This window comes from Nostoc sp., from assembly GCF_036917575.1.
Lineage (GTDB): Bacteria > Cyanobacteriota > Cyanobacteriia > Cyanobacteriales > Nostocaceae > Nostoc.
The window spans coordinates 124,899-150,836 of record NZ_JBALDC010000042.1 but is presented as its reverse complement, the minus strand read 5'-3'; the positions used below and the strand labels follow the sequence as shown (position 1 = coordinate 150,836).

20 protein-coding genes, 1 tRNA gene and 1 riboswitch are annotated in these 25,938 nt (G+C 43.2%); of the genes, 8 read left to right on the top strand and 13 right to left on the bottom strand.

Annotation, left to right across the window (positions count from 1 at the left end):
* Positions 1 to 228 precede the first annotated feature (228 nt).
* From V7K79_RS11250 to V7K79_RS11225, 5 genes are all read right to left on the bottom strand, one after another.
* A complete protein-coding gene (locus tag V7K79_RS11250) occupies positions 229 to 717 on the bottom strand; it encodes a PEP-CTERM sorting domain-containing protein (protein ID WP_335047575.1) in 489 nt (162 codons plus the stop codon).
* Positions 718 to 810: 93 nt separating this feature from the next.
* A complete protein-coding gene (locus V7K79_RS11245; RefSeq protein WP_335047573.1) occupies positions 811 to 1,551 on the bottom strand; it encodes a cobalt-precorrin-6A reductase in 741 nt (246 codons plus the stop codon).
* Positions 1,548 to 1,967, bottom strand: a complete 420-nt coding sequence (locus V7K79_RS11240) for a DUF1636 domain-containing protein (protein WP_335047572.1) — start codon at positions 1,965 to 1,967, stop codon at positions 1,548 to 1,550. The genes V7K79_RS11245 and V7K79_RS11240 overlap by 4 nt, the downstream gene beginning before the upstream one ends.
* Positions 1,968 to 1,989: 22 nt before the next feature.
* A riboswitch (cobalamin riboswitch) is annotated at positions 1,990 to 2,161 on the bottom strand.
* A 313-nt stretch (positions 2,162 to 2,474) separates the two neighbouring features.
* Positions 2,475 to 3,983, bottom strand: a complete 1,509-nt coding sequence (locus V7K79_RS11235; RefSeq protein WP_335047570.1) for a WD40 repeat domain-containing protein — start codon at positions 3,981 to 3,983, stop codon at positions 2,475 to 2,477.
* Between the two features lie 117 nt (positions 3,984 to 4,100).
* A complete protein-coding gene (locus tag V7K79_RS11225; RefSeq protein ID WP_335047567.1) occupies positions 4,101 to 4,643 on the bottom strand; it encodes a WD40 repeat domain-containing protein in 543 nt (180 codons plus the stop codon).
* 673 nt (positions 4,644 to 5,316) lie between these two features.
* Here V7K79_RS11225 and V7K79_RS11220 point away from each other — a divergent pair.
* Positions 5,317 to 6,120, top strand: a complete 804-nt coding sequence (locus V7K79_RS11220) for a calcium-binding protein (RefSeq protein ID WP_335047566.1) — start codon at positions 5,317 to 5,319, stop codon at positions 6,118 to 6,120.
* Between the two features lie 291 nt (positions 6,121 to 6,411).
* Here V7K79_RS11220 and V7K79_RS11215 read toward each other — a convergent pair whose 3' ends face one another.
* From V7K79_RS11215 to V7K79_RS11200, 4 genes are all read right to left on the bottom strand, one after another.
* Positions 6,412 to 6,831: a hypothetical protein gene (locus tag V7K79_RS11215; RefSeq protein WP_335047565.1), complete on the bottom strand. Its 420-nt coding sequence runs from the start codon at positions 6,829 to 6,831 to the stop codon at positions 6,412 to 6,414.
* 869 nt (positions 6,832 to 7,700) lie between these two features.
* Complete coding sequence (gene cobA, locus V7K79_RS11210) at positions 7,701 to 8,480, bottom strand: uroporphyrinogen-III C-methyltransferase (protein WP_335047563.1); 780 nt, start codon at positions 8,478 to 8,480, stop codon at positions 7,701 to 7,703.
* Positions 8,477 to 9,223 carry a sirohydrochlorin chelatase gene (locus V7K79_RS11205; RefSeq protein ID WP_335047560.1) on the bottom strand — a complete coding sequence of 249 codons (747 nt, stop codon included), beginning with the start codon at positions 9,221 to 9,223 and terminating at the stop codon, positions 8,477 to 8,479. The genes cobA and V7K79_RS11205 overlap by 4 nt, the downstream gene beginning before the upstream one ends.
* 143 nt (positions 9,224 to 9,366) lie before the next feature.
* Positions 9,367 to 9,750 carry a DUF4359 domain-containing protein gene (locus V7K79_RS11200; RefSeq protein ID WP_335047558.1) on the bottom strand — a complete coding sequence of 128 codons (384 nt, stop codon included), beginning with the start codon at positions 9,748 to 9,750 and terminating at the stop codon, positions 9,367 to 9,369.
* Between the two features lie 124 nt (positions 9,751 to 9,874).
* Between V7K79_RS11200 and V7K79_RS11195 the strand changes: the two genes are divergently transcribed.
* The 3 genes from V7K79_RS11195 (at position 9,875) to V7K79_RS11185 (ending at position 17,194) form a co-directional block, all read left to right on the top strand.
* Positions 9,875 to 9,947 (top strand) — tRNA-His (locus V7K79_RS11195).
* Positions 9,948 to 10,366: 419 nt separating this feature from the next.
* Positions 10,367 to 14,419, top strand: a complete 4,053-nt coding sequence (locus V7K79_RS11190) for a response regulator (RefSeq protein ID WP_335047555.1) — start codon at positions 10,367 to 10,369, stop codon at positions 14,417 to 14,419.
* Between the two features lie 354 nt (positions 14,420 to 14,773).
* Positions 14,774 to 17,194 (top strand): sucrose synthase, encoded by a 2,421-nt coding sequence (locus tag V7K79_RS11185; RefSeq protein WP_335047552.1) that lies wholly within the window; start codon positions 14,774 to 14,776, stop codon positions 17,192 to 17,194.
* Positions 17,195 to 17,247: 53 nt separating this feature from the next.
* Here V7K79_RS11185 and V7K79_RS11180 read toward each other — a convergent pair whose 3' ends face one another.
* Positions 17,248 to 17,802, bottom strand: coding sequence for a peptidoglycan-binding domain-containing protein (locus V7K79_RS11180; RefSeq protein WP_335047550.1), 555 nt, complete (start codon positions 17,800 to 17,802; stop codon positions 17,248 to 17,250).
* A 50-nt stretch (positions 17,803 to 17,852) separates the two neighbouring features.
* Positions 17,853 to 18,569: an ROK family protein gene (locus V7K79_RS11175; protein WP_335047548.1), complete on the bottom strand. Its 717-nt coding sequence runs from the start codon at positions 18,567 to 18,569 to the stop codon at positions 17,853 to 17,855.
* Between the two features lie 360 nt (positions 18,570 to 18,929).
* Here V7K79_RS11175 and V7K79_RS11170 point away from each other — a divergent pair, with 360 nt between their 5' ends.
* Positions 18,930 to 19,433, top strand: a complete 504-nt coding sequence (locus V7K79_RS11170) for a 2TM domain-containing protein (RefSeq protein WP_335047546.1) — start codon at positions 18,930 to 18,932, stop codon at positions 19,431 to 19,433.
* 74 nt (positions 19,434 to 19,507) lie between these two features.
* Here the strand turns inward: V7K79_RS11170 and V7K79_RS11165 are convergent, their stop codons facing one another.
* On the bottom strand, positions 19,508 to 20,074 hold the full coding sequence (locus V7K79_RS11165; RefSeq protein WP_335047544.1) for a phycobiliprotein lyase: 567 nt from the start codon (positions 20,072 to 20,074) through the stop codon (positions 19,508 to 19,510).
* 75 nt (positions 20,075 to 20,149) lie between these two features.
* Positions 20,150 to 20,830 carry a HEAT repeat domain-containing protein gene (locus V7K79_RS11160; protein WP_335047542.1) on the bottom strand — a complete coding sequence of 227 codons (681 nt, stop codon included), beginning with the start codon at positions 20,828 to 20,830 and terminating at the stop codon, positions 20,150 to 20,152.
* Between the two features lie 331 nt (positions 20,831 to 21,161).
* Here V7K79_RS11160 and V7K79_RS11155 point away from each other — a divergent pair, with 331 nt between their 5' ends.
* The 3 genes from V7K79_RS11155 (at position 21,162) to V7K79_RS11145 (ending at position 25,795) form a co-directional block, all read left to right on the top strand.
* Positions 21,162 to 22,175, top strand: a complete 1,014-nt coding sequence (locus V7K79_RS11155) for a zinc-dependent alcohol dehydrogenase family protein (protein ID WP_335047540.1) — start codon at positions 21,162 to 21,164, stop codon at positions 22,173 to 22,175.
* The gene (locus tag V7K79_RS11150) at positions 22,168 to 24,405 is read left to right on the top strand and encodes a pentapeptide repeat-containing protein (protein WP_335047538.1); all 2,238 of its coding nucleotides are present in this window, start codon (positions 22,168 to 22,170) and stop codon (positions 24,403 to 24,405) included. Before V7K79_RS11155 ends, V7K79_RS11150 begins: the two co-directional genes overlap by 8 nt.
* A gap of 661 nt (positions 24,406 to 25,066) precedes the next feature.
* Entirely contained in the window at positions 25,067 to 25,795 is a 729-nt protein-coding gene (locus tag V7K79_RS11145; protein ID WP_335047536.1) for a hypothetical protein, read from the top strand.
* Positions 25,796 to 25,938: the final 143 nt, after the last annotated feature.

The following is a 25,938-nucleotide window of genomic DNA, read 5'->3' as shown; positions in this document are numbered from 1 at the left end:
CTGCAATGAATCAATTTAAACCCTCTTATGCTTCTGGATGATTTAGCTCCTAAACTACTTGCTTATTCCGGAAAGTGACAGAAGAGGGATATTTAGTTAAAGTTACCTTACAAATGGTTTTAAGAAACTTTTTGAGCTTATTGTGAGTGAATTTGAATAGCTTGTGAGGTTTGGATACTGAAGGTGCGCCCAGAATACCATGATGAGTAAGCTAAATATAGAAGTGGGTTAAGGGACGGTGATTAAGGTCGCAGAAAAACTAATGGGTAATTCCCTATCTTCTAATCCTAACTTTTCAAAACCTGGTCTAGTTGGCGCAGAAAAAACCTCTAGATATCCTGGTGTCGGCAAAAAACTAGCGAAAAATGGACTAGAATAATTTCCTCTTGAAGTAGAATACGCAAAACCCTTACGTGTTAACTGCTGAGTATTAAGACTAATTAAATTATCAACATCAAAAGGTTCGTTTCCTGGCATTGGAGTCCCGGCGGGTTGCAGACCAGTAATTGTTTCACCATTTCGTGTACCAGTAATTCCAGTAATTAAGTAAAAACCCAAATTGTTAGGAGTGTCATTAGTAGTAAAAGTACCGTTTGCCGCTATGGCAGTACCAGAATAATTCCAACTCCAACTTAAAGCAGAAGCGGCTGGCATTGTCCCGAAAACTAATCCAGATATGGTGACGAGGGCTATAGCAGATAAAGCTAGATTTGTCATGAAGGTTGTTAGTGCGATCGCAAATCTTGTAGAAGACTCCCGTGTATTATACGGAAATCTATAAAGAGAGTATTATCAATCTTGCCTATTTACTTAGCAGCGATCTAATAACCACGTCAAAGCAGCATCAACATTACTAACCTGTTCTCCTAGTGGTACGGCTGGACGATTGACCATCACAACCTTTACACCCAGTTCTCGCGCTGCAATAATCTTGGGTTTTGTAGCATCGCCACCGCTATTTTTGCTGACGATGGTATCAATGTTATTCTCAATCAGAATTTGTCTTTCATTGTTGAGGGTAAAGGGCCCGCGATCGCACAATACCATCCCTGGCGGTACTAAAGCACCAGCGCTAGGAGGGTCAATCATCCGCATCAAAAACCAAATTTTTTCCAAGTGAGTAAAGGCGGCCAGTTCTTGCCTTCCAACTGTCAAAAACACTCGCTGTGCTTGGTTTTTTAATACTGTTGCTGCGGCTACAACATTATCAACTTCAATCCAGCGATCGCCACTTACTTTTTCCCAAGGCGGACGAATTAACATCAGACGGGGTACTCTAACTTCCATTGCTGCATCTGCGGCATTAAAAGAAATCTGAGTAGCAAAAGGATGGGTTGCATCAATTAACAAGTCGATTTGCATGACTTGCAGATAGCTAGCCAATCCAGCCACGCCACCAAAGCCTCCAACCCGTAAATCGCCCAACGGTACTGACGGTTCACGGGTGCGGCCAGCTAAAGAGGTGATTACTTCTAACCCTTGGATAGTCGTAACTTTGGCAGCTAGTTCTGCTGCATCACCCGTTCCACCCAGAATCAAAACACGGATCATTTAGATAAAGGTGGAATTTTTGCTAAAATGCCCTTTTTCATTGCTTCTGGACGCTGTGACCAAGGTAGCAAACCATCTGCTTTGGCATAGTATTGACTAGCACATTGCAGTACCGCAGAGGCACTACCATCAACGCCTAAATCACCAAATAAATATGTTAATTTACCTTTGGCAGCAAAAGCGACTACACAAGAACGATTACAAGCACTCATGCATTCAACTTCCTGGATTGGGAATTGATTTCGTAACTCCCAATCTTGTGCCAGCTGCTGAAGTTCGTGTAGAAGTTTTTCACCACCACTTTCACCTAAGCGTTTTCCATTTTGCCAAACACTCGCACAGGTTTTGCAAACAAATAAAGTATGTTCAGCAACTTCCATTGGACTGGTTGGGGAAATATTTACAGTCGTAGTCATCTGTACCTCGCAGATATGTGAAACTGATAAATCTATTTCGGCGGGCATCCTGACTCACTCAAATTGAGATTTTCGATTTAGTTCTTTAATCTCAAATTGGTTCACAGTTGCGGGACAGCGCCGGATTTGCACCGAACTTTCCCCGTTACCTCTGGTAGCTGACTCCCACCAGAACCGAATAACCTTATCGATCATACACTAGGGTTATCGGAAAATACGAAATGTCGGGCGATCGCAACTACCTAGTAGTCTGCCAACCCAAAGATGCGCTTGTGAGGGCTGGGGAAAGGGGAAAGGGAAAAGGGTAAGGGATTTAAAACCTTTCCCCCTTCCCCCTTACCCTTTACCCCGCCAAGTTCACTTGGCGAACTACTAGTACCGCTGGACGATTTGCCTGCTCTTTAGTCTTGTCCCAGCTTTGATTTTAGGATTGAGCTTGATTTTGGCTTGCTTTTACCCAATGAGTCGCGAAGCTCACGCTGCGATACAAGAAGCGCTGAGGAGTCGCTAAACTGCTCCCAAACCTTTGAGCGTAGCTTTCTGTGCTTCGGTAATCCCGGTCACGTCCATGATGTTCATGCCTTCGTAGGGGCGATTGGCTCTCAGCGTTTTGAGACATTCACCCGTTTGCACCGACCACAGCCGGATAGTTCCGTCCGAACTGCTGCTTGCCAGAATCTCGCCACTCGGACTCCAAGACACACAGAAAATTCGGCTCTGGTGTCCGTGTAGGGTAAAATTGTATTCATTGGTTTCCAGATTCCACAGTTTTATCGTGCAATCTTCGCTGCCACTGGCTAACCAACGACCGTTTGGACTCCAGGCAAGCGCCCAAATCCATGCCTGATGCCCCACGAGTTCGCGCTCAAATGCACTTGTCTGAAGATTCCAAAGCCGCACAGTTTGATCGGTACTGCTGGTTGCCAACCAGTTGCCGTCTGGACTCCAGGCGATCGCAACGCCCATCAAGCGCTCGTCGTGCAAGGTCTGGACACACTCGCCGCTCTGCACATCCCACAGCTTGATCTGCCGATCGTCACTCGCGGTTGCCAACCTCTTAACATCTGGACTCCAAATCACCCACCAAATCCAACTTTGATGCCCGGATAAAACCCTGAGACATTCGCCAGTTTCGGGATTCCATAATCTGATAGTTAAATCATTCATACCGCTTGCAGTCGCCAGCAATTGTCCGGTACTTGTTGGCAAATTCACTGCGCTCGGACTCCAAGCAACCGACCATACCCAATCTGAATGAGCCGTTAACGTTTTTAGGCATCGCCCTGTCTGCACGTCCCAAATCTTGATTGTGCTGTCTCGACCACTGCTGGCGAGCAGTCCTGTTGCATTCTGAGCATCAACACAAGCGTAAGGATTCCATGCTGCCGAAAGTACCCACCCATAATGCCCCGTTAACGTTTTCAGGCATTGTCCAGTCTCCACCTCCCAGACTCTGACGGTATTATCTGTGCTGGGGCTAGCTAAACATTTGCCATCGGGACTCCACACCACGGTACGCATCCAGTTTGTATACCCGTTGAGTGTGTGGCGACACTGACCCATCTGGGGGTTCCAAAGCCGTACCATCTGGTCAAGGCTGCCACTGGCGATCGCTTTTCCATCACTGCTCCAACTCACGCTCCAAATTGGTTCAAGATGTCCTTGCATCGTTTTCAAGCAGGTTCCGGCGATCGGGTTCCAGAGCCTGACGGTGCGATCGCCGCTACAACTCGCTAGTGTTGTGCCATCTGGACTCCACGCCAACGAGTAGATCCAGGTGGTATGTCCTGCCAAAGTGCGAATCTGCTGTCCGGTTTGCTCGTCCCATAGCCGAATCAGCAAGTCTGCACCGACGCTAGCAAGTATTTTTCCATCGGGACTCCAGGCAACGCAACCGACTTGGTATCCATCAACGGGCAACGTTTTGAGGCAATCACCCGTATCGCTATCCCACTGTCGAATCGTTTGATCGTCACTGCCACTAGCGAGAATCTTTTTATTGGGATGCCAAGCCACACTCCAGATCAAACTTTGATGCCCCTGCAACGTGCAAAGGCAAGCTCCGGTCTTTGCATCCCAAATCTTAATCGTGCGATCGCCGCTACTGCTGGCAAACCTGCTGCCATCCGGACTCTAAGTTAAACTCCAAACTCCCTTCTGGTGATCTCGAAGCGTGTGCAAACATTGCCCTGTTTCCACATTCCAAATTTTAATCGTACAGTCTTCGCTGCCGCTGATCAGTCTAGGCTTGTTGGGATGCCAAGCGACGGCTAAAACCCAGCTTTGATGACCACTCAAGCTTGAAAGCAGCTGTTCTACACCCGATTCATTATCGCTAATTGTTTGCCACAGACGCACAGTGCTATCGGTGTCTGCTAAAGCCAGCATTTTACTATCTGGACTAAAGGCGACTGCCAGGATGCCGCCAAAAGTTTGGCAAAAGGTTGATTGCACGAACTTGCAGCCAGTGAAGTTCACCCGGTGTAAGTTAACTGCTGAGAGAGAGTGGGAAGCTCTTAGGGCTGGCTGAGGAAGAGTCTGCTGTGTGGCTGCGGCTGTTGTGACTGCCGTTGCTTGCTTCACGGGTTGAGTCACGAGCGAACTCGGTGGTTGTCCCCCAACTTCAATGTCGCTGGCTCGCCGCATCAGCGCATTGCGGAAATTGGTCTTACTCACGCTCTCATTCAGCCCAAGGGACAGCAACTGCCAAAGCTTGGGGCCAATATTGCGCTTGACATGGCTAATCGAGTATCCAGCCTGTTCGGCAATCTCTTCATAGGTTTTATTGGCATCGCGCCCAGCAAAATCGTGGTTTCCAAATCGCTCAGATGTCTGCCGCTGTGAGCTTGGATGACTGCATCTCCGATGGCGAGTAACTGTTCTGGTTCCACAATGAGTGTTTTTTAGCTTGATCTTTGTTCTTAAAACATTATGGAACTTTCTGGAACTTTTAAATTAGTTTCACTTAAATTACAAGAACTTTTAGGTAACGACAGACACAAAATCTTCGCTTACAGTCAATGTATTGGAATCAATTGCAACCAAACCGAGCGATGAGCAGTTCAAAAGTTAACGCCACTGTCATCTCCAATTCGCTTTTTCCCATTCGCAATTCGCAATTAATACCCCAGGCATAAATGCAGGGGCTTGAATATTGATACTACGTGTTTGATTTTTTTTTCATAATTGAAATTAGGGGCTTCTATCCCTTTAGGTATCAATTATTCAATTGAGTTCGCAATTACGAACTGCGAATTGCGAATTGTTTGGTCATTGATTGATTCGTAAGCTCACCAACGTCGCTTGTCTTTGGTTAGCGTTAAACCACTCACAAAATCAGAGGTAAATTATGCCTAATGCTTCGGGAATTTTAGATGATATTAGTAGTATTAGTATATTTAATACTAATAAGAAGACAGGAACATCAGGTGATCATAAGATTAGCGGTTCGGATTCCAATGACACCTTGTATGGTGAATTTGGCAATGACACTCTTTACGGCAATGGAGGCAATGACCTGTTACAAGGTGATTCTCCTACCTCAAAGCCACCCTTTAGCGATTTCATCTTTAATACCAAGAGTACAACTAAGGATACTCTCTATGGTGGGTCTGGTAATGATAGTCTCTATGGTGGAGAAGACAATGACATCCTCTCTGGTGAATCTGGCAATGACATTCTTAATGGTGAAGATGGCGATGACCTGTTATATGGTGATTCTGATAGCTCAATAGTTACGGGTTCAGCTAAAGATACTCTCTATGGTGGGTCTGGTAATGATACTCTCTATGGTGGAGAAGACAATGACATCCTCTATGGTGGGTCAGACAATGATATTCTCCGTGGTGGGTCTGGTAATGATACTCTCTATGGCGAATCTGGCAATAACATTCTTTCCGATGGAGATGGAGCTGACGTGTTTGGCGTGGCCATTCTTTTTACAAGCACCTCTAACACAATTACTGACTTTAGCGACGGCATCGACAAGATTAGTTTAACTGGAGTGTTCGGTATTAAACTGAGCTTTGGACAACTGACGATTAGCTCCAGTGGCAGCGACACGCTGATTAATTTGAGCGGCGGTACAATCTCGGCAACGCTAACAGGTATCAACTCCAGCCTGATTACCTCTGACGATTTTATCACTATCTAAGTTTTTAAATGCAAAAGCGAAGCGCGATCCAATACTGCTCGGTTAAGGTGCATAGTCATTGAAGATCCCCCTTAGTCCCCCTTAAAAAGGGGGAAAATAAGCCCCCCTTTTTAAGGGGGGTTGGGGGGATCTACTCTTCACCGAGCAGTATCGAAGCGCGATCGCTTTTGTGTTCAAGCTTGAGTTGTTTGTTGCTGTGAGCGATCGCACCGCTTGAAAGATTTTTCCGAATTGAAGCGATCGCTCACAGCAACTACTTAAGTTCTAAAATGGCTAAAACCCTTACAAGTGCTACTGATGGTCACTATTTATTAAATTCTTTGTTTTACCATCCTCATCTGATGCTTGCTCTGCACTAGCTTTCAAGCGAGTCAACCTGCCTTTGCGTACACGTTCGCTGTCACGAACACCACCCGCTATCTCATATTCGTTGCTGTTCTTGCCGTACTTGAAAGCAACTCCCCTGAGCAACTTGTCTGAAAGATTGTTCAAGCTTTTTTCCATCTGATCAATCTTACTTTTGTTGGAGTCAACCACAGCTAGAGCGCTATTGTAAGCATCAAGCATACTGCGTAACTGCTCAATTGATTGAGTTAGGTTTTGCAAATCGCAATCATCGCCAAAATCCATATTTGCATCAACTGCTTTGAGTGCAGCCGTTCTCAATTCGGCTTTTTCGAGAATCCGCGATGTGCGTTTTTTACGAGGCATAAATTTACTCCTGTAAAAAGGTTATAGAGCTAGCTTGCCTCAACCAAGTAAGATTCCGGTTCAGCATAATTCGCAATTTTTACTGAGAATTTTTCATGTTATGGCAGGAGGCAGGAGGCAGATCGCTTTTAGCGTCTCCCCTTAGGAGAAGGCAGGAGGTAAAACTATTACTATTCCTAGCTTTCACTCTTTTAAAATGTCCTAAACTATGTGACTACGGCTATATATCAGTAGTTTCTTTGAATTTAATTGCGTAGGCAGGGAACAGGGAATAGTAAAGAAGGGAATAGATGCGTTATATCTTTTGCATAGACGCCTTAGCGGCAAGCCGTTCGCATAGCGTCTCGTAAAGCCTGCGGCATAACTACACTTAGGGCGCAGCCTTTCGTAGAGAAGAGAAGGCATCGCTTCAACGTTGATGACCAATATTGTAATGTTGATGACCAACTTTGTAATGTTGACGAGTGCCTAGACAAGATAACACGTTCGTTTTTTCACCGTCACCATTACGCTACATTTTGGACTGTCCCAATCCAACGCCAGTATAAAGAGGGCGATCGCACTTGGCTTGCCTTTAAGTTCTAAAATTAGTAGACCGAAAAGTTTTACGATCGCTCTGTGATGATTACCTGCCTAAGTGGACTTATCTTAAAAATTAGTAACTTTTTATGTCAGTGTTGAATAGTTGAGTTGATCTTGTGACATAAGTAAACGTGAGTTTGACGGGTTGAAAAAGGTACAAAAAAAGGCTGAGACTGTAATTACATAAAAAAAAGGGTGTCTCAGCAATGGAATCTATTGTATCTCGGTTGGATGTGACGCAGATTTTTTGCGATGTCAATGACTTCTATTGCTCATGGGAACAACCATCAAACTGGACGACAACCAGATAAAATACTGTGCATATTCACTACTTGTCCAATAACTGCGATCGCAGGCGCACCAAATCTAGTTTGCTCTACCTGTTTAACAATTGTTTCTAATGTCCCAATCAATTCTTCTTGTTCTGGGCGCGTACCCCAGCGCACCAAAGCAATAGGCGTTTCTAAATTCAACTCAGCTGCAATCAATTCTTCCACAATATAAGACAGATTGTGAATTCCCATATAAATTACAATGGTTTCGGAACCGTGAGCGATCGCACTCCAATTCACTTGCGGTCTATATTTACCCGCCGCTTCATGACCAGTTACAAATGTCACTGACGAACTATACAGCCGATGCGTCAAAGGAATACCTGAGTATGCTGCTGCTGCAATTCCCGAAGTGATACCCGGTACTACTTCCGTTGATATTCCAGCGTTGACTAATTCTTCCATCTCTTCGCCACCGCGACCAAAAATAAACGGATCGCCACCCTTGAGTCGGACTACAATTGCATTATCCTCCGCTTTATCAATCAGCAATTGAGTTGTTTCTTCTTGGAACAGCGAATGTTTTCCCCTCCGTTTACCAGCATTAATTTGCTCGGCTTGGGGATTAATCATTGCCAAAATTGCCGGACTCACCAAGGCATCATAGATGACTACATCTGCACATTCCAACAAACCTTTCGCCTTCAGGGTAATTAGTCCTGGATCTCCTGGCCCCGCACCTACTAAATAAACCTTTCCCAAATATTTGTTCCTCTGTGTGATTGTGCGGTTCATCTCTGTGTTAAATCCCAAATTAGCTCGGCTAATTCTGCACTTGCTCCCAATGGCTCTGCCAATTGGAAATTCACCGCAGAAAATTGTAATTTTAACTCCTCTATTGAGGTGGCGATCGCATCGGTTATTCCACCAGCGAATAAAAAGTATGGCAAGATTGCAATTTCCTGATAACCAGCAGTTACCAACTCTTTTACCCGCGATTCTAAACTAGGAGGCCCAGCCCAATAAGCAGTCACGGCTCCCAAACTCGCCGCCATTGCTTCCACAGTTTCTTGAGAACCTGGGCGACGGCTACCATGAGCTAAGAGAATCCATGCTTCTGCTTTTATAGCAGCTATTTGCTTTGCCAGCAATTTCTCTAAATTGGGATGAGAGCCTAAATATGGTTGCAACTCAATTATGACATCTTGATCGGTAGCCTGTTGTGCTAGTGCTACTTCGGCGGGAATATCTGTCATCACATGGACTCCCGGTAGTAGAAATAGCGGTACAATTTTGAGGCGATTTTCATTTTGAGATAGTTTATCATCGCCAAAAGCGCTCTTAGCAAATTGTTGAATCTGCTCGTGTAAAGATTGAGGATTCATTTCTAAAGCAGCGATGCCAACTAAATGTTCGCTATTTGCTGAGTTATGGTTTTTTGATAATTTATGACATATCAGTTTAGCTAGTTGCTGCATAGCAATTTCTGGGCGCGGGTCGCGACTTCCGTGAGATAGTAGCAGATAAGCAGATGACATCGGTAAAGTTTGAATTCTTAGTTACTATTTTTATTTAAGATTAAGCTGAGGATAATGAGTACTCTGGTAGTTATTGAAACTATTATTAGTCACTAAATAGAAGTATTCTTAATCACTTTTATATTCTCGCCCTACTCCTTACCTTATTGTTTTTCGGCAGTGTAAGTATAAAATTGATCGAAAGCTCCTACCGTTTCAAATTTGTACGAGGGTATCCAAGAATTTATTTTTAAATCTGTACGGTAAATGCTAAAAATAACGAAATCTTGCCTTTCTGTGGTCTTGGCAATAACTTCTTGGATTTGCGGGCTAGCCGAGTCAACCAATTTATCACAATTAAAACGGATTAAATTTTCAAGAACATTCGTAGTTTTTTTACATACATCGGTTTTTAAGTATTTTGTTAGCCGTTGAACTGCATATTCTTCATATTCAACCTGACTGGGATTAGTTTTCGCCATTGTCACACCCAAGGCGGCGAGTCCTACTGCTACTCCAGTATACGCAATGATGATCAATGGTTTCATATTTGCCAAGTAAAATTCATTGTAATCGTCAGACTCCAGAGACTCTAAATCAATTAAGTCCGTTCCTTGAACTAAAACTCTTGATCGCTTGCCAAATTATTGCTATAATTCAAATTGTTGAATGGCGAGCGTAGCCAAGTGGTTAAGGCAGTGGTTTGTGGTACCACCATTCGTGGGTTCAATTCCCATCGTTCGCCCTACGTAATTTCATGTTTATAGCTATACTCCTATTTAAGATGTGTTGTATAGTGTGAATAATCATAAGCATCACTTTACCAACAATCTGTGATTTTATAGCTTTATAGACTTGCAAGAATTGTAAGCCTACCATAGTTTATTAGATTATCTTATTAAATAAGTTTATGTATATAAGCAAATTTACTTGCTAAATTAAAATTAGCTATGCAATGCCTTATATCGTTTTGGGCTGGTGCGTGCGATCAAGGCAAGTAATATCACTTTTAATTATCTTATTCCTTTACTATATAGTGAGTGCCTCGATTCCATCCTAATTGTGCTTATGCAAGAGCCTCTATCCTCTTCAACTCAAGCTCTGGACTGCTGTTTGTTTTAATAGCTTTTTAAGCCGAAAAGTTAATACCGCTCAGAGGAAGGGATGCTGAATTTTCAAACCTTGTTTGAATCAATACCAGGATTGTATATTGTCTACTCACTCGACTTAATGATTGTCGCGGGAAGTGATGCTTACTTTTGGGCAACGAAGACCAAACGAGAAGAGGTTGTTGGTCGCCATTTTTTTGAGGTTTTTCCAGACAATCCCGACAATTTGAATGGTACTGGAATTCATAATTTGCGTACCTCGTTGTCAAGCGTACTGAAGTTTCAAAAGCCGCACACAATGGCAGTGCAGAAGTATGAGATTCGCCGCCTTGAATCAGAAGGCGGTGGTTTTGAGGAGCGGTACTGGACACCAACCAACTCCCCAATTTTTGATGAAAACGGTGAAATGACGCATATTATTCACCGAGTCGAAGATATACGCGAGTTTGTGCAGGTGCAGCAACAGCTAAATGAGCAGCGTCAGCTCAATCAATCACTCCAGTCTCACACCGAGCAAATGGAGAGGGAAATTTCTGCTAGAACGCAGGAGTTACAAGAGGTCAACGAACAAGTGCAAGTGGCAAATGAGGCGTTGTCAGAATTCGATCGCGTTAAGACCGTATTCTTCAGCAATATCTCGCATGAATTTCACACGCCTTTAACACTGATGTTGAGTCCAATCGAAGACCTGTTACTCGACACTCAAGCTATATTAACGCCGCAACAGCGCGATCGCCTTGAACTCGTGCAGCGAAATGGACTTCGGTTAGTGAAATTAGTCAACGCACTGCTTGAGTTTTCGCAACTGGAAGCGGCAGGGATTGAAGCTTCATCCGAACCGAGCGCCTCTAAGAGCAGTTTACCTTCAGCGATCGCACCATCTTCCTTACCCGCCCGAATTTTGCTGGTAGATGACAATGCCGATATGCGCGATTATCTGTGGCGATTGTTGAGTCAAAGGTATGAGGTTGAGGTAGTCACAGATGAAGCTGCGGCTCTGGCTGCGATCCAAGTAGAGCGCCCGGATTTAATTCTCAGCGATCTAATGATGCCGGGGCTGGATGGGTTTGAGTTGCTGCATCAACTACGGGCTGACCTCCAAACCAGAGAATTGCCCGTAATTTTGCTATCAGCCCAGGCGGATGAAGAGTCTCGCGTGTCAGGGTTGGCAGCAGGAGCCGATGATTATTTAATTAAACCGTTTTCGGCTCGCGAACTACTGGCTCGTGTTGAGTCAACCTTAAAACTGACAGATATCCGCAAACAAGCGGCTCAGACACTGCAAGCCAGCGAACAGCAACTTAAACTCGCCCTTAAAACTAGCAAACTCGGCTCCTGGCAATTCGATCTCAAAACAAACGTTCTGTCTGTTTCTGACCAGTGCAAAATGAACTATGGTCTACGCATTGACGCTGATTTCTCGCACCAAATTCTCATGGAGCGGATTCATCCAGAGGATCTGACTTGGGTGCAGGCGGCAATTCAAGACTCGATTACCAACCGCACCGATTACGATGTGGAATACCGCAATGTTTGGAACGATGGCAGTTCGCACTGGGTAATCGTTCGCGGGCATCCGATTTACGACGAGGCGGGCAATCCTGAGCGCATGGTCGGGATATCAATAGATATTACCAATCGCAAACAAGCCGAAGCTGATCTCCGGGAAGCTTATGTGCAATGGGAGGCCGCTTTAGCGGCAGGAGCCATTTACACATGGCGGTGGAAGATTGCCGAGAATCTGGTGATCGTGAATGCAGCCTTTGCTCACTTGTTTGGCGTTGACCCTGTGGAAGCAACAACAGGTTTACCGATTGAACTGTTTGTACGATCAATGCACGAAGAAGACCGCCCACGAGTGGTCGCCGCAATTAGTCAGGCGATTGAAACTGGCGAAGAATATGTTAGTGAGTACCGCGTTTATACGGCAAGAGGCGAGGAGCGCTGGCTTGCCGCACGCGGTCGAGTTGAATATGCTGCTGATGGCAGACCGATCGCTTTTCCTGGGGCACTGGCAGATATCACCGAACGCAAACAAGCCGAATCCGCTTGGCGACAAATTTCTGCCGAACTCGAACGACAACTGCGAAAATTCGACGCGATCGCCTCTTCCGTACCCGATTTTATTTATACCTTCGATCTGTCTGGACGGTTCACTTACATTAATCAGGCGTTGCTCGACCTCTTGCAAAAAACTTCGGCCCAAACCTTCGGTAAAAACTTTTTTGACCTGGATTATCCAATAGATTTAGCAGCCAGACTCCAAAGGCAGATTCAGCAAGTCATCGAGACGCGCCAACCGCTCAGAGATGAAACACCGTATACAAGTACACTTGGCACACGCGCCTATGAATACATTCTCGTCCCGCTTTTGAATTTAAATGGGATGGTAGAAGCGGTGGCAGGTGTGACGCGAGACATTACCGATCGCAAGCAAATCGAAGCGACCGTGAAAGCCAGCAACGAACGGCTGAAGCTGCTTTCAGAAGTTGCCAACGATCTATTGGTCAACGAAGATCCCAAGGTATTTTTAGCCAGTTTGTTTGAAAAAATTTCGACTTATTTGGGACTGGAAGTTTACTTTAATTACTTGTATCAAGAAGACCAGCAACGCCTTGAACTTAATACCTATGGCGGCATCTCACAAGACATTGCTTTAGGAGCTAAATTTTTGGAGTTAGGGGAGGGAGTGTGTGGTTATGCCGTGCAACATCGCCAGCCAGCTATCGTTGAAAATGCGCTCTCAACCACCGCTCCACTCGCTTTTTCAGTTCAATCAATCGGTATCAGAGCTTATGCTAGTCATCCGTTAATTGTGGGCAATCGCGTTTTAGGCACTCTGGGGCTGGGAACTCGTCAACGCGATCGCTTTACGCGCGATGAACTCGACCTCATGCAAACAGTAGCCAATCAAGTCGCGGCTGCCTTAGAACGATCGCGCCTAATTGTAGAGCTACAGACACGAGCCGAAGCGTTAGATCGAAGTAATCGCATTAAAGATGAGTTCTTAGCGGTTCTTTCCCATGAACTAAGAACGCCCATGAATCCAATTTTAGGATGGTCACAACTGTTGCAGAAAGGAAAGCTGGATGCCCAAAAAACGAATGCTGCGATCGCCACGATTGAGCGCAATGCCCAGATCCAGGTACAGTTAATTGATGACTTGCTCGACATTTCCCGGATTCTGCAAGGCAAAATGAGCTTATCAGCCTCACCCATTAACCTCAATACAGTGATTTCAGCCGCGCTGGAAACAGTTCGCCTAGCCGCAGAAGCCAAGTCAATCCAAATTCAGACGATTGTCTCGCCTGTTGTGGGAGTGGTAGTCGGAGATGCTGGGCGATTGCAGCAAGTCGTGTGGAATCTGCTGTCGAATGCCGTTAAATTTGCAGATAATAAGGGACAAATCACGATTGCCCTATCTCAAGCTGAAAATCACGCCCAAATTCAAATCACCGATACTGGAAAAGGAATTAGTGGCGACTTTCTGCCCTACGTGTTTGAGCATTTCCGGCAAGAGGATAGCGCAACCACCCGCAAATTCGGCGGACTAGGATTGGGATTGGCGATCGTGCGCCAAATTGTAGAAATGCACGGTGGAACAGTCACAGTAGATAGTCCTGGTATTGGATTAGGAGCGACATTTACGGTTAAAATTCCGCTTGCACCTCAGTTAACTCAAGCACCAACCTTGAATCAATCCCCTGTCAACGAGACTGATTTGAACGGTGTTCACATTTTAATCGTCGATGATGAAACAGACTCGCGGGAGTTCATCGCTTTTGTTTTAGAGGAATGTGGTGCGATCGTTACTGCTGTTGCATCTGGGACTGAGGCGCTGCAAGCGATCGCTCAATCCATTCCCAACATGATCATCAGTGACATTGGGATGCCAGAGATGGATGGCTATATGCTAATGCGGCAAATTCGTGCCCTTGAGCTTGAGCAAGGGGGACAAATTCCCGCTATTGCCTTAACAGCTTATGCCGGAGAAACCGATCAAAAGCTGGCGATCGCTGCCGGATTTCAACGTCACGTCCCCAAACCTATCGATCCAGAAGTTTTGGTGGCAATTATCATCGAAATGGGGATTTACAGCAGAATTTAGGAGTAAAACACGCTTTATACTTGGGTAGAAATAAAAAAATTGTATTCCTTTAGTGAGATCCAAAAATACTGAGTCATAGATACTTTGGGTAAAGAAGAATACGATTTAAGTGTCTGCTGAAAAGTTGATACTTATAGCAGGAGGCAGAAGGCAGATCGCTTTTAGCGTCTCCCCTTGGGAGAAGGCAGATCGCTTTTAGCGTCTCCCCTTGGGAGAAGGCAGGAGGTAAAACTATTACTATTCCTAGCTTTCACCCTTTCAAAATGTCCTAACCTGTGTGACTACGGCTATATATGTATACAGATAAATTATATGGTATTAGCAATGTAAACATCGTCATTTAGTGGAGTTGCTATGTCTGAATTGCTTCAAGCAGTCTTAGATAGTGAAGAAAGAAGTGATTTACGTTCCTTTATTAGTGAATTACGCCAACAAGAAAAGAAGTATTTGCTGCGGAACGACATACTCAATGTATATAGTGAGTATTGCTCTAAGTCCCAAAAACCTAAATCTTTTTATACTTTCTCGGAGTTAAGCAAACTCATTTACTATACTCAGGAAATAATTCAAGAAGACTCAAACTTCTGTTTCATCATCCGTTCTAAGATTGCCAGTCAAGAAGTTTATTGGTTGACATCAGACTTAAGCTTTGAGCCGATGACGGTGCAGGATTTGTTGGATCTGCGCGATCGCTTGGTGAACAAATATCATCCCAATGAGGGCGGCCTGCTAGAATTGGACTTCGGCCCGTTTTATGATTACTCCCCAGTTATCCGCGACCCCAAAAATATTGGTAAAGGGGTACAATTTCTCAACCGCTATCTTTCCAGCCAACTATTTCAAGACTCCAAACAATTGCTGGATAGCTTATTAAATTTCTTGCGGCTGCACCACTACAACGGTGTTCAGCTGCTGCTCAACGATCGCATTCAATCACAGCAGGAACTTTCCGAGCAAGTTAAAAAAGCCATCACTTTTGTTAGCGATCGCCCCGATAATGAACCTTACGAACAATTCCGGTTACAATTGCAAACAATGGGTTTTGAGCCGGGTTGGGGTAACACCGCAGCGCGAGTGCGGGAAACCTTAAATATTCTCGATGAATTGATTGATTCTGCCGATCCTCAGACTCTAGAAGCCTTCATTTCTCGTGTGCCGATGATTTTTAGAATCGTCTTAGTGTCGGCTCACGGTTGGTTTGGGCAAGAGGGAGTGTTGGGTCGTCCTGATACTGGCGGTCAGGTAGTTTACGTCCTTGACCAGGCAAAAAGCCTAGAGAAGCAGCTACAAGAAGATGTCCTGCTTGCAGGTTTAGAGAAATTGAATGTCCAGCCAAAGGTAATTATTCTCACCCGCTTGATTCCCAATAGTGATGGTACTCTATGTAATCAACGGCTAGAAAAAGTCCTTGGTACTGAAAATGCCTGGATTTTGCGAGTGCCTTTGCGGGATTTTAACCCTAACATGACTCAAAACTGGATTTCTCGGTTTGAGTTTTGGCCTTATCTAGAAACTTTCGCCATAGATTCCGAAAGAGAACTACGGGCAGAATTTCACGGCACACCTGACTTAATAGTTGGAAACTATACTGATGGGAATTTAGTAGCATTCTTGCTGGCGCGACGGCTGAAAGTTACTCAATGCAATGTTGCCCATGCTTTAGAAAAATCTAAGTACTTGTTTAGCAACCTCTACTGGCAAGAATTAGAAGATAAATATCATTTTTCCTTGCAATTCACAGCTGATTTAATTGCGATGAATGCTGCCAATTTTGTGATTAGCAGCACCTACCAAGAAATTGTCGGAACACCGGATAGTATCGGACAGTATGAGTCTTATAAGTGCTTCACTATGCCGGAGTTGTACCATGTTACCAATGGCGTTGAATTATTTAGTCCCAAATTTAATGTCGTACCACCTGGAGTAAACGAAAATAATTACTTCCCCTACACCCAGAATAAAGACCGAGTGGAGAGCGATCGCCAATGCCTTGCAGAAATGCTCTTTACTCTGGAAGATCCTACACAAATCTTTGGCAAACTCGACGATCCTAACAAGCGTCCTCTCTTCTCAATGGCGCGTCTTGACCACATCAAAAACCTCACAGGTTTAGCTGAATGTTATGGTCAAAGTCAAGAATTACAAGAGCATTACAATTTAATTTTAGTAGCGGGTAAGTTACGCGTCGAAGAATCAGATGACAACGAAGAACGCAACGAAATTATTAAACTTTATCAAATAATTGATAAGTACAATCTTCACGGTAAAATTCGTTGGTTGGGTGTACGTCTCTCCAAAACCGATTCTGGTGAAATTTACCGAGTCATTGCCGATCGTCAGGGAATTTTTGTCCAACCTGCTTTATTTGAGGCTTTTGGTTTGACAATTTTAGAAGCGATGGTTTCAGGATTACCGACTTTTGCCACACAGTTTGGTGGGCCATTAGAGATTATTCAAGATAAAATAAATGGATTTTACATTAACCCAACAAATTTAGAGGAAACAGCCACAAAAATTGTGGAATTTATTACTAAATGCGAACAAAATCCTAACTATTGGAACGAAATTTCCCAGCGAGGAATTGACCGAGTCTACAGTACCTATACTTGGAAAATTCACACTACTAAGCTCTTATCGTTAGCAAGAATTTATGGCTTCTGGAACTTTACCTCAAAGGAAAATCGGGAAGATTTATTGCGCTATATCGAGGCTTTGTTCTATTTAATTTACAAGCCAAGAGCGCAACAGCTATTAGAGCAGCATAAGTATCGTTAGTTTGTCATTAGTCATTTGTCATTAGCCGAAGACAAATGACTAAAGACGAATAACTAAATTGTCAACGCACCCCAAGTTCGTTGACCAACTATTCCATCTACCCCTAAATTTTGCTGATTTTGAAAGGCTTTGACAGCAGTCTCTGTTAGTGCGCCAAAAATCCCATCTACTCTCACAGCATAACCATTAGACACTAATAGCTGTTGTAAGGCTCTGACAGCAATACCAGAATTGCCAAAATAAAGAGTCGGTAAAGGTTGGCTGCTAAACTTCTGGAACCGTCCTGTAGCCTTTGTACGGACTTTATCTCCAGACTGAAAAGACTTCTTAGGCTTACCTAAGTTAGAAGAAACTAGTCCCAGATTCTTTTTGCTGATTTTTTGAAGTATGCGTTCTTTTTCTAGTTTCAGCGCAAAGACAGAAGGCTGGGAAATCCCATCTGTCTGCATGAATTCAGGTGGTGTGACTTTAGCAGCTATCTCTAACTGACTCTGTTTTGACTGGTTTACGTCATTTTCCATCTGAAATAATTGCTGCTGTGGCAAATTAGCCCCAGATGCTTGTCTTATTGTTAACACGCCCGTCATCATCAGGTCAATTTCAGTCATTTTATTTAGATATCGCTTAGTACTCTCAGTTGCGGATATTAAAAAACTTTTTATCTTTTTTCATCTCGCCATAAAGCAATACCACCTAACAAACCAGTGATATTGGGGATAAGTTTGACATTTGATGGTAGCTGTAAATTCACTTTTACAGCTTCACCACCGCCAATGTAAAGGTAGTCATAATTGAATAGATGTTGCAAAGATGCGATCGCTTTTTCTAAACGCCTATTCCATCTTTTCTCACCAATTTTTTCTAACTCTGCACGCCCCAACTGCTGCTCATAAGTTTCTCCTTTGCGAAACGGATGATGCCCCATTTCCATATTTGGTACTAGCTTACCATCTACAAATAAAGCCGAACCAAACCCCGTACCTAGAGTAATCACCAATTCAACACCTTCAAGAGCGATCGCTCCAAATCCCTGCATATCTGCATCATTAATCACCCGTATAGGCTTGTTTAACTGTTTTGATAATGCTGTTTCCAAATTAAATCCGATCCAATCTGGATGTAAGTTTACCGCAGTTTCCGTGACTCCAGACCGCACCACACCGGGGAAACCTACCGAAACGCGATCGAATTCACCTTGAGCTGCTGCTAAGGCAGCAATTGCATTAATTACAACATCTGGTGTCGCAGGTTTGGGTGTCTCTAAACGCACTCTTTCGGTTACAGAATGCCCTGTAATATCCAAAACTATAGCTTTAACGCCACTACCGCCAATATCTACCGATAGGGTACGAATCGATCCATTTTCTTCAACCATTGAGTTACATCCTTGTTAATACTTGTTATTTCGTTATTATGCTCTGCTGCATTTGATAATATCTGGATGTTTGGAGAGTTTTTATATTGGTGGGAAGTAGGGGAGCAGGGGAGCAGGGGAGCAGGGGAGCAGAGGAGCAAGGGAGCAGGGGGGACAAGGGGGACAAAGGGAAATTATTGAAACTCTCTCCTTTGTCTCTTCTCATGCCCCGTGCCCAATGCCCTATACCCAATGCCCAAAGTTAAAAATCCCATACATTCTAATGCCGGACAGCATCTAGATTTGTTAATCTAAGAATAATGGAAATAGTACTGGTCTAGCTGCTTAAAATATATTAAAAGTAATATAAGATAAAAAATTATGACGGCGTTTGAACCTCAAAGCATCCGCTCGTATAGCCAAGAAGATGTCCAACAAATTTTGCACTTAGCGATCGCTCGTCAAGCTGATGATAAAGATGCAGAATTTTCTTATGAGCAAATATTAGAAATTGCTGCTGAGTTAGAAATCTCACCTGATTCTTTAAAATTAGCAGAACATGATTGGGTATTACAACAGGGTCAAGTTCAACAGCGAAAAGCTTTTGACGCCTACCGCATCAGAAGATTTCAGAAGCGTCTAAGCAAATATGCAATTTTCAATGGCTTTTTTATACTGCTTAATTTAGTTACTAGTGGCGGAATTTCTTGGTCGCTGTACATTTTACTATTCTGCGGATTGCCTATAGCCCTTGATGTCTGGAATACCTTTCAAATTAAAGGCGAAGAGTATGAAATGGCATTCCAAAAATGGAGTCGCAAGCATCAGATTAAGAAAACCATCAGTACAGTTTTAAATAAGTGGTTTAAAGTATTACAAGCTTAATAAAAACTTTCCCTAATAGTAACTCATCTCTACTTAATCCCCCCCAAAAACGGGGGGAATATCTTACGATCAAACTAACTAGATACTGAATTAGCCGCCTCGGAAACTTTCTCAGGGGGTGGAAAGCCACCCATACGAATCTCAGAAGTGAAGGAAGTGATACTAAATCCACCAGAACTCTTGAGGACATTTACCCGCATTCGCAAATTGGGGCTAGCAAACCACAAGCGTTCTTCTGAGAAGATGTTTTCATCCTCTGTAGTTAGGATCAAAGCACCATCACTATCAACTTTATAGCGTCCGGCAACTGGAGTTTTATTAGCATCAACTATTTCTCTAAGTAACCTACCTTGAGTCGGATTATCTGCATCAGGTACCGAAACTAACACAGTTGAACCACTATGTTTTGTTTGCTCCTTGTCCATTGTGCCGTTCCAGGTAATTTTGGTAGCACAGGAAGCAGAACTAGGATTAATATTATAACTTTGACACAGCTTAACTGCTTCTGGACGATCTACTGCCAGCGCCTCAATGATGATATCTGATTTGCTATGTTCCGATTGGTTAAAAGCCAAATGTTGACTAGTACGGTGAGAAAACCATTTACCAGCACTTAACTGAAAAAACTCTTCAATATTCATGAATGAAATTACCCTGCATTAAAATGCTAAAATTGCCACTTAATTTTTATTAAAAGGTAGCAGGAAGCTTTCATATTAAGCTTGATTGCCTATTTCCTCAAGCTTCTTAAGGCCGATTCTGGCTGCCTCAGCAACGTTAAAATGATTATCTTTTTCTAGATATTTTAAAGCTGAGACACTCTTAGGAGTGGGAAGATTTCCCAAGGCTTCTGCTAAACGCTGCCTTACTAACCAATCATCTGATTCGGCAAAGCGCAGGATCTTATCTACAGATTCGATGTCTTGAATTTCTCCCAGTGCAGAGATTGCAGCTTGTTGCAACACGACTTCTTTACTATCCAATGCCTGAACAAGAATTTGATGGGCACGGGGATCTTTAAGATTACCTAGAGAGACAGCTGCACTAAAACGTACTAACCAATCAGTATCTTCATAAAATGCCCGTGAAAGCACCTCAAAGGCTCTGCCATCACCCAAATATCCTAAAGCTCCGGCGGCATCAGCACGCATACCATAATCAGGGTCATTTTCGAGAATTTTTACCAAAATCGAATAACATTCTGGCGTTGGCTTGATTCCTAGAGCAAATATTGCCATCGATCGCAGTTGCAAAGACTCGTCGTCTAGTACCTTTTTTATCAAAGGTACTGCATCCTCAGCCGCAACGTGACGCAGATTAGCAAGGGCTACCATGCGATCGCGTAAATTCGGACTTTCTAACTGAGTAGAAATTTCTTGTAAGCTTATATCTGCCATTTAGTTCAAAGCGTTTTCTTTACTTATCTTAATTTACCCGATCTGTTAATCGCGCTGTCGCCATACTGAAGTAGGAGTTTGGCGACTTTACAAAATCGCTCAATTATGAGTGAAGAATAAACAAATATTACATACCTTGAATTTAGCAGCAATTAAGGGATAATCGATAATCTTCAAAGCTTCATTAACCAGTTTTTTGTTGAATTATAGATGTAGGGCGATCGCACCTTATCGTCAAAAATCGCAGTTTTCCCCAAACATAGTTCTGTATCCACCCTCTTACGCTAAAGTTGCATAAGAGTGTGCATCTAAAACTAAGGAGGAAATAGTTGTGAAAGCAGTCTTAATGACAGCAGCTGGCAGTCCCGAAGTTCTGCAAGTACAGGATGTGCCAAACCCTGCTGTTCCTGTAGACAATACTGAACTTTTAGTGCGTTTGGTGGCGGCTGGCATTAACCCCATTGACACTAAACTTCGTAGTCGAGGCAGTTTCTACCCCGATCGCACGCCAACAATTTTAGGATGTGATGGTGCAGGTATCGTGGAAGCTGTAGGTGCTGGCGTGCAGCGTTTTCGCGCAGGTGATAAAGTATATTTTTGCTATGGTGGCTTGGGCGCACACCAAGGAAATTACGCTGAATATACCGTTGTAGACGAGCGATTTGTGGCACGTAAACCCGCCTCTATATCCTTTGCCGAAGCAGCAGCAGCGCCTTTAGTATTAATCACCGCCTGGGAAGCTTTATATGAACGCGGACGATTAGAACCTGGGGAACGGGTTTTGATTCATGCGGGTGCTGGTGGTGTTGGCCATGTAGCAATTCAATTAGCGAAACTCAAAGGTGCTACTGTTTCCACCACAGTAGGTTCTGAGGAAAAAGCTAATTTCGTCAAAGAACTCGGTGCTGACCATATAATTTTTTACAAACAAACAGACTTTGTGCAAGCGGTATTAGATTGGACTGGCGGCGAAGGCGTAGACTTGGCTTTTGATACCGTAGGCGGCGAAACCTTTCACAAAACCTTTCCCGCAGTGCGCGTCTATGGCGATATTGTTACCATTCTCGAACCAAATGCCAATACTGTTTGGAAAACTGCTAGAACTCGCAACCTCCGCATTGGTTTAGAATTCATGTTGGCACCAGCATTGCTACGATTACAAGAAAGCCTCCACCATCATGCAGAAATTCTCGAACAATCTGCCACCTGGATCGATGAAGGCAAATTAAAAATCCATGTAAGCCACAAATTTCCCTTAAAAGAAGCAGCTAAAGCCCACCAACTGATTGAAAGCGGTACTGTGACAGGTAAAATTGTTTTGCTGATTAGCGACGAATTTGCATAATTTATCCTTTAAACACAGATACACCCAAAAGTTAAACGCAAAGATACCCAAAAAACTCTCTCTGCGTACCTTTGCGCTTCCCTTTGCGTTCCTTTGCGTTTTACTTCTCCTCTTCCTCCCCCTACCTGCTTGGGCAGCACAAACACAACCAGAACGCACACCTCTAACTCTAAAATTATTGCAAGAACGACTACGCAAACCCACACTCCGCGAAGGAAATTTAACCGTAGATTTGCAAAACATGGCGATTGATTTACGCCCAGAAAACGCCACCTTTCGTGATGCCTTTTACCAATTACTGCGAAAAGAACTCGGTACAAAACCTCTAGGTTTAGACCTCAGCAATGCTTTAATTCTAGGGGATTTTATCGGCAGCGATTTGGGTTTAAGAACACCTTTGTATGCAAAAGCCATTGCACCCATTTTCACTCCTACCGAACAAGAAAAACTAGAACGTTTGCGCTTCGTTTGTCTAGAGTCACTCGCCATCGCTTTACCCAACTCCAAAGATTGTCGATCGCTTCTGGGAACAGAATCAACTCCATACAGTGAAATCATTGTCTTTCGTGGTGTCTTAACACTGGTGCAAACTCGCTTCAACGGCGAAGTGAAGTTCTCCAATACATTTTTTCTTCAGTCTGTAGATGCCCAAGGTGCAACTTTTCTCCAACCCACAAACTGGACTGAAACCAGATTTGCTCGTCCCATTAATTTTACTAATGCTAACTTCCAGCAAACAAGCAATTTTCAGGGTAGTATATTTTTTGAAAAAGCTAATTTTAAAAAAATTAAATGTCGGGAAAACGCTGATTTTCAAGGCAGTTTCTTTGAGAATACTGCTAACTTCAACCAAGCAATTTTTAAACAGTTGGCTAAATTCAGTAGCGTGCAATGGCAAGGGAATGCTGATTTTTCTGAAGTGTATTTTGCCAATCAAGCCCAGTTTACTAAAGGAAACTTTAATCATTTTCTCCTTTTAACAGAAGTGACTTTTGAGCAAGCTGTAAGCTTCCGAGAAGCAGAGTTTAACCAGTTGGTAAATTTGCAAGCTGCGAACATTCTTAACCAAGCAGATTTTAGTGATGCCAGGTTTACTCAAGAAGCTTGTTTAAGCGTATCTGGTTTAACTTTTAACTCCAACCAAGCGAAAATTTTAGGTAATCCTGGTGAGATTGGTCAGATGTTCTGCATCCCAACATTGCAAGGTAATCAAAACGTCTTGCGGAACTTGGGGCAAAATTTCCGTCAACAACAGCAAGTTGCTGATGCTAATGAACTGGAATACACAAAACAACGACTGCGATTAATAGAGTTTGGCCATCGTTTGACGGCTATAAATATTAATAGTGCTTCTGTTGCAAGTTTGATTAATCTGGGTTTTTCGGCAACTCAAGCCCAAGCGATCGCCCAGCGTCGTCTGCTAAAATCCTTTCGCAACAGTAGTGAGTTACTCACCATCGCAGACATCGATTTAGAAAAATATACCCAACTGAGTGATCGCTTAATTGTTGGCGAAACCCTTTCTATCGGTGGATGGTTATTGCAAGCTTGGAGTTGGTTGGCGTTGAATGTATTGCTGTTATTGAGTGGCTATGGTACAAATTTTTGGTTAGTCTTTGGCGTAGGAGGATTAGCGATCGCTTATTTCGGCTTACTATTTTGGTTAGTGGATCGCTATCGTCGGCTGCATCCCGTACCAATTATTCCCACATCTTACGAAACCATTTCAATATTAGTCAGTTTTAGCGTTTTAGAATTCTTCAGCTTACTAGCGATTTTTCGCAATGCCCAACAACCTTGGCTGACATTGGGGTGTCTTTTTATAATTATTGTCCCCGTCCCAATGGCTTTATTAATCCGACTTTATCAACAAGGTCGTTATCATGGCTTAATGGACGTTTCTTACTTCACAGAAGACGGCACATTTCGCCAGTTACGATTATTGATTGGACGTTTGCCAGTGATACCAAGGAATGAGACATTTCGGGAACGATATATGCCCTTATTGTGCGATCGCCGTTGGAACTGGCTCAACTACTATGATTTTAGTCTCAACAATCTAGTTAAATTAGGATTTAACGACATTCGCCTGCGAGACGAACACTTACCAGGTATCATCTCTGCACTTGCTTGGTATCAATGGAGTTTGGGTTCAATTTACATCACCCTAGTTTTGTGGACACTTTCGCGTACAATTCCGGGATTGAATTTGCTGATTTATCTGAAGTAATCCCTGTACCTAAACCTTTTTTACTACACTTGGTAATGGTACTAATATGATGTAAGATAAGTAGGTCGGCGTAAATAATCATTGTTGAAATAAGCCAAGAAGTAGGGGCATAAGGCAAGGAGAAAAAGCGTTTAAACCTTATTTCATTTTTTCACATCGTTTGCTTTTATTGTGCCGACTTACTCCTTGTAGGCTATAAGTACCCGTGCTATTTATTGTTATTATTTTTGCGCTATTACGGCGGATAAAAATGATATGCCTCATATAAACGCAGAGAAATTAAATATCTCAAAATTTGGTAAATTGATCAAAAGATTATTCATTGCAATATAATCATTAATCAAAATTAAATTTTATTATCCAAAAAGTTTTAGTTATTTTTTGAATTTTTGTCTGAAAATATCTACAAATTTGATCGAGATATCAAAATATTTTTCATTGTACTTCAAAAGTCAATCTTATACATTGTAAAGTGTAAGTAGTAGTGAGAAAAAATTGATTATCTCCATTTAACAAAGATAACCAAATAATCTAATAACTACTAACTAGTTTTGCTAAAAAAAAGATAACAATAAAATAGACAAAATAGACTTATATTTTGTCTATCTTATGTTGTGATGCTAGCAAAACTTTCATCAAAATAATAAGAGGATTAATCCTAATGGCAGAAAATTTGAGTAATAGCAGTAGCGGTAACTCCTCTACTAGTGGGAGCAATCCGATTGAACAATCACCCTTTGGTCGCTTGGAAGAAGTTGTTGGTAAGGAAGGCGTCAAAAATCTATTCAGTGGTGTTGGTAATGGAGAAGGTGGCGGTAGCCCATTTGGTGGTGGTGCTGCTGGTGGTAATCAGCCTGATTTACCCTACAATGGTAATCCTTTCGCTGGCGACAACTTCTGGAATATCTTTGCAGGCGGTGTAAACCCATCCAAAGTTAGTGGTAGCCCATCCGCAGGTGGTGGCAATCCATTTGCAGGCGGTAGTAGCTCATCCACAGGTGGTGGTATCCCATCCGCAGGTGGTGGCAATCCATTTGCAGGCGGCGGTATCCCATCCACAGGTGGTGGCAGCCCATCCATAGGTGGCGGAAACCAAGGTAGTGGCAGCGACCCTTTGACTGGTAGTAGCAGCCAGACCTATGGTATTAGCACAACTGAAATACCGGACGGGTTCACTTTGAGGGCTACTATTGACAAGCTAGTTAACTCAAAGCTTGACAAGGAAGTGGGTGGTGGACAAACCTCGCCATTTCCTACTGGTGGACAAACCTCGCCATTTCCTACTGGTGGACAAACCTCGCCATTTCCTACTGATGGACAAACCTCGCCATTTCCTACTGGTGGACAAACCTCGCCATTTCCTACTGGTGGACAAACCCCCTTCGCTTAATACAATATTTGCGAAAATCAGCAGATAAATACAAGGGAACAATGATAAGTTCTTCAGTACATAGTATGCTAGTACAGCTTGGTGCAAATAAACATATTATTCGATAAACCAGAAAAGCGTGTATTATCGCTGATGTGCCTTCT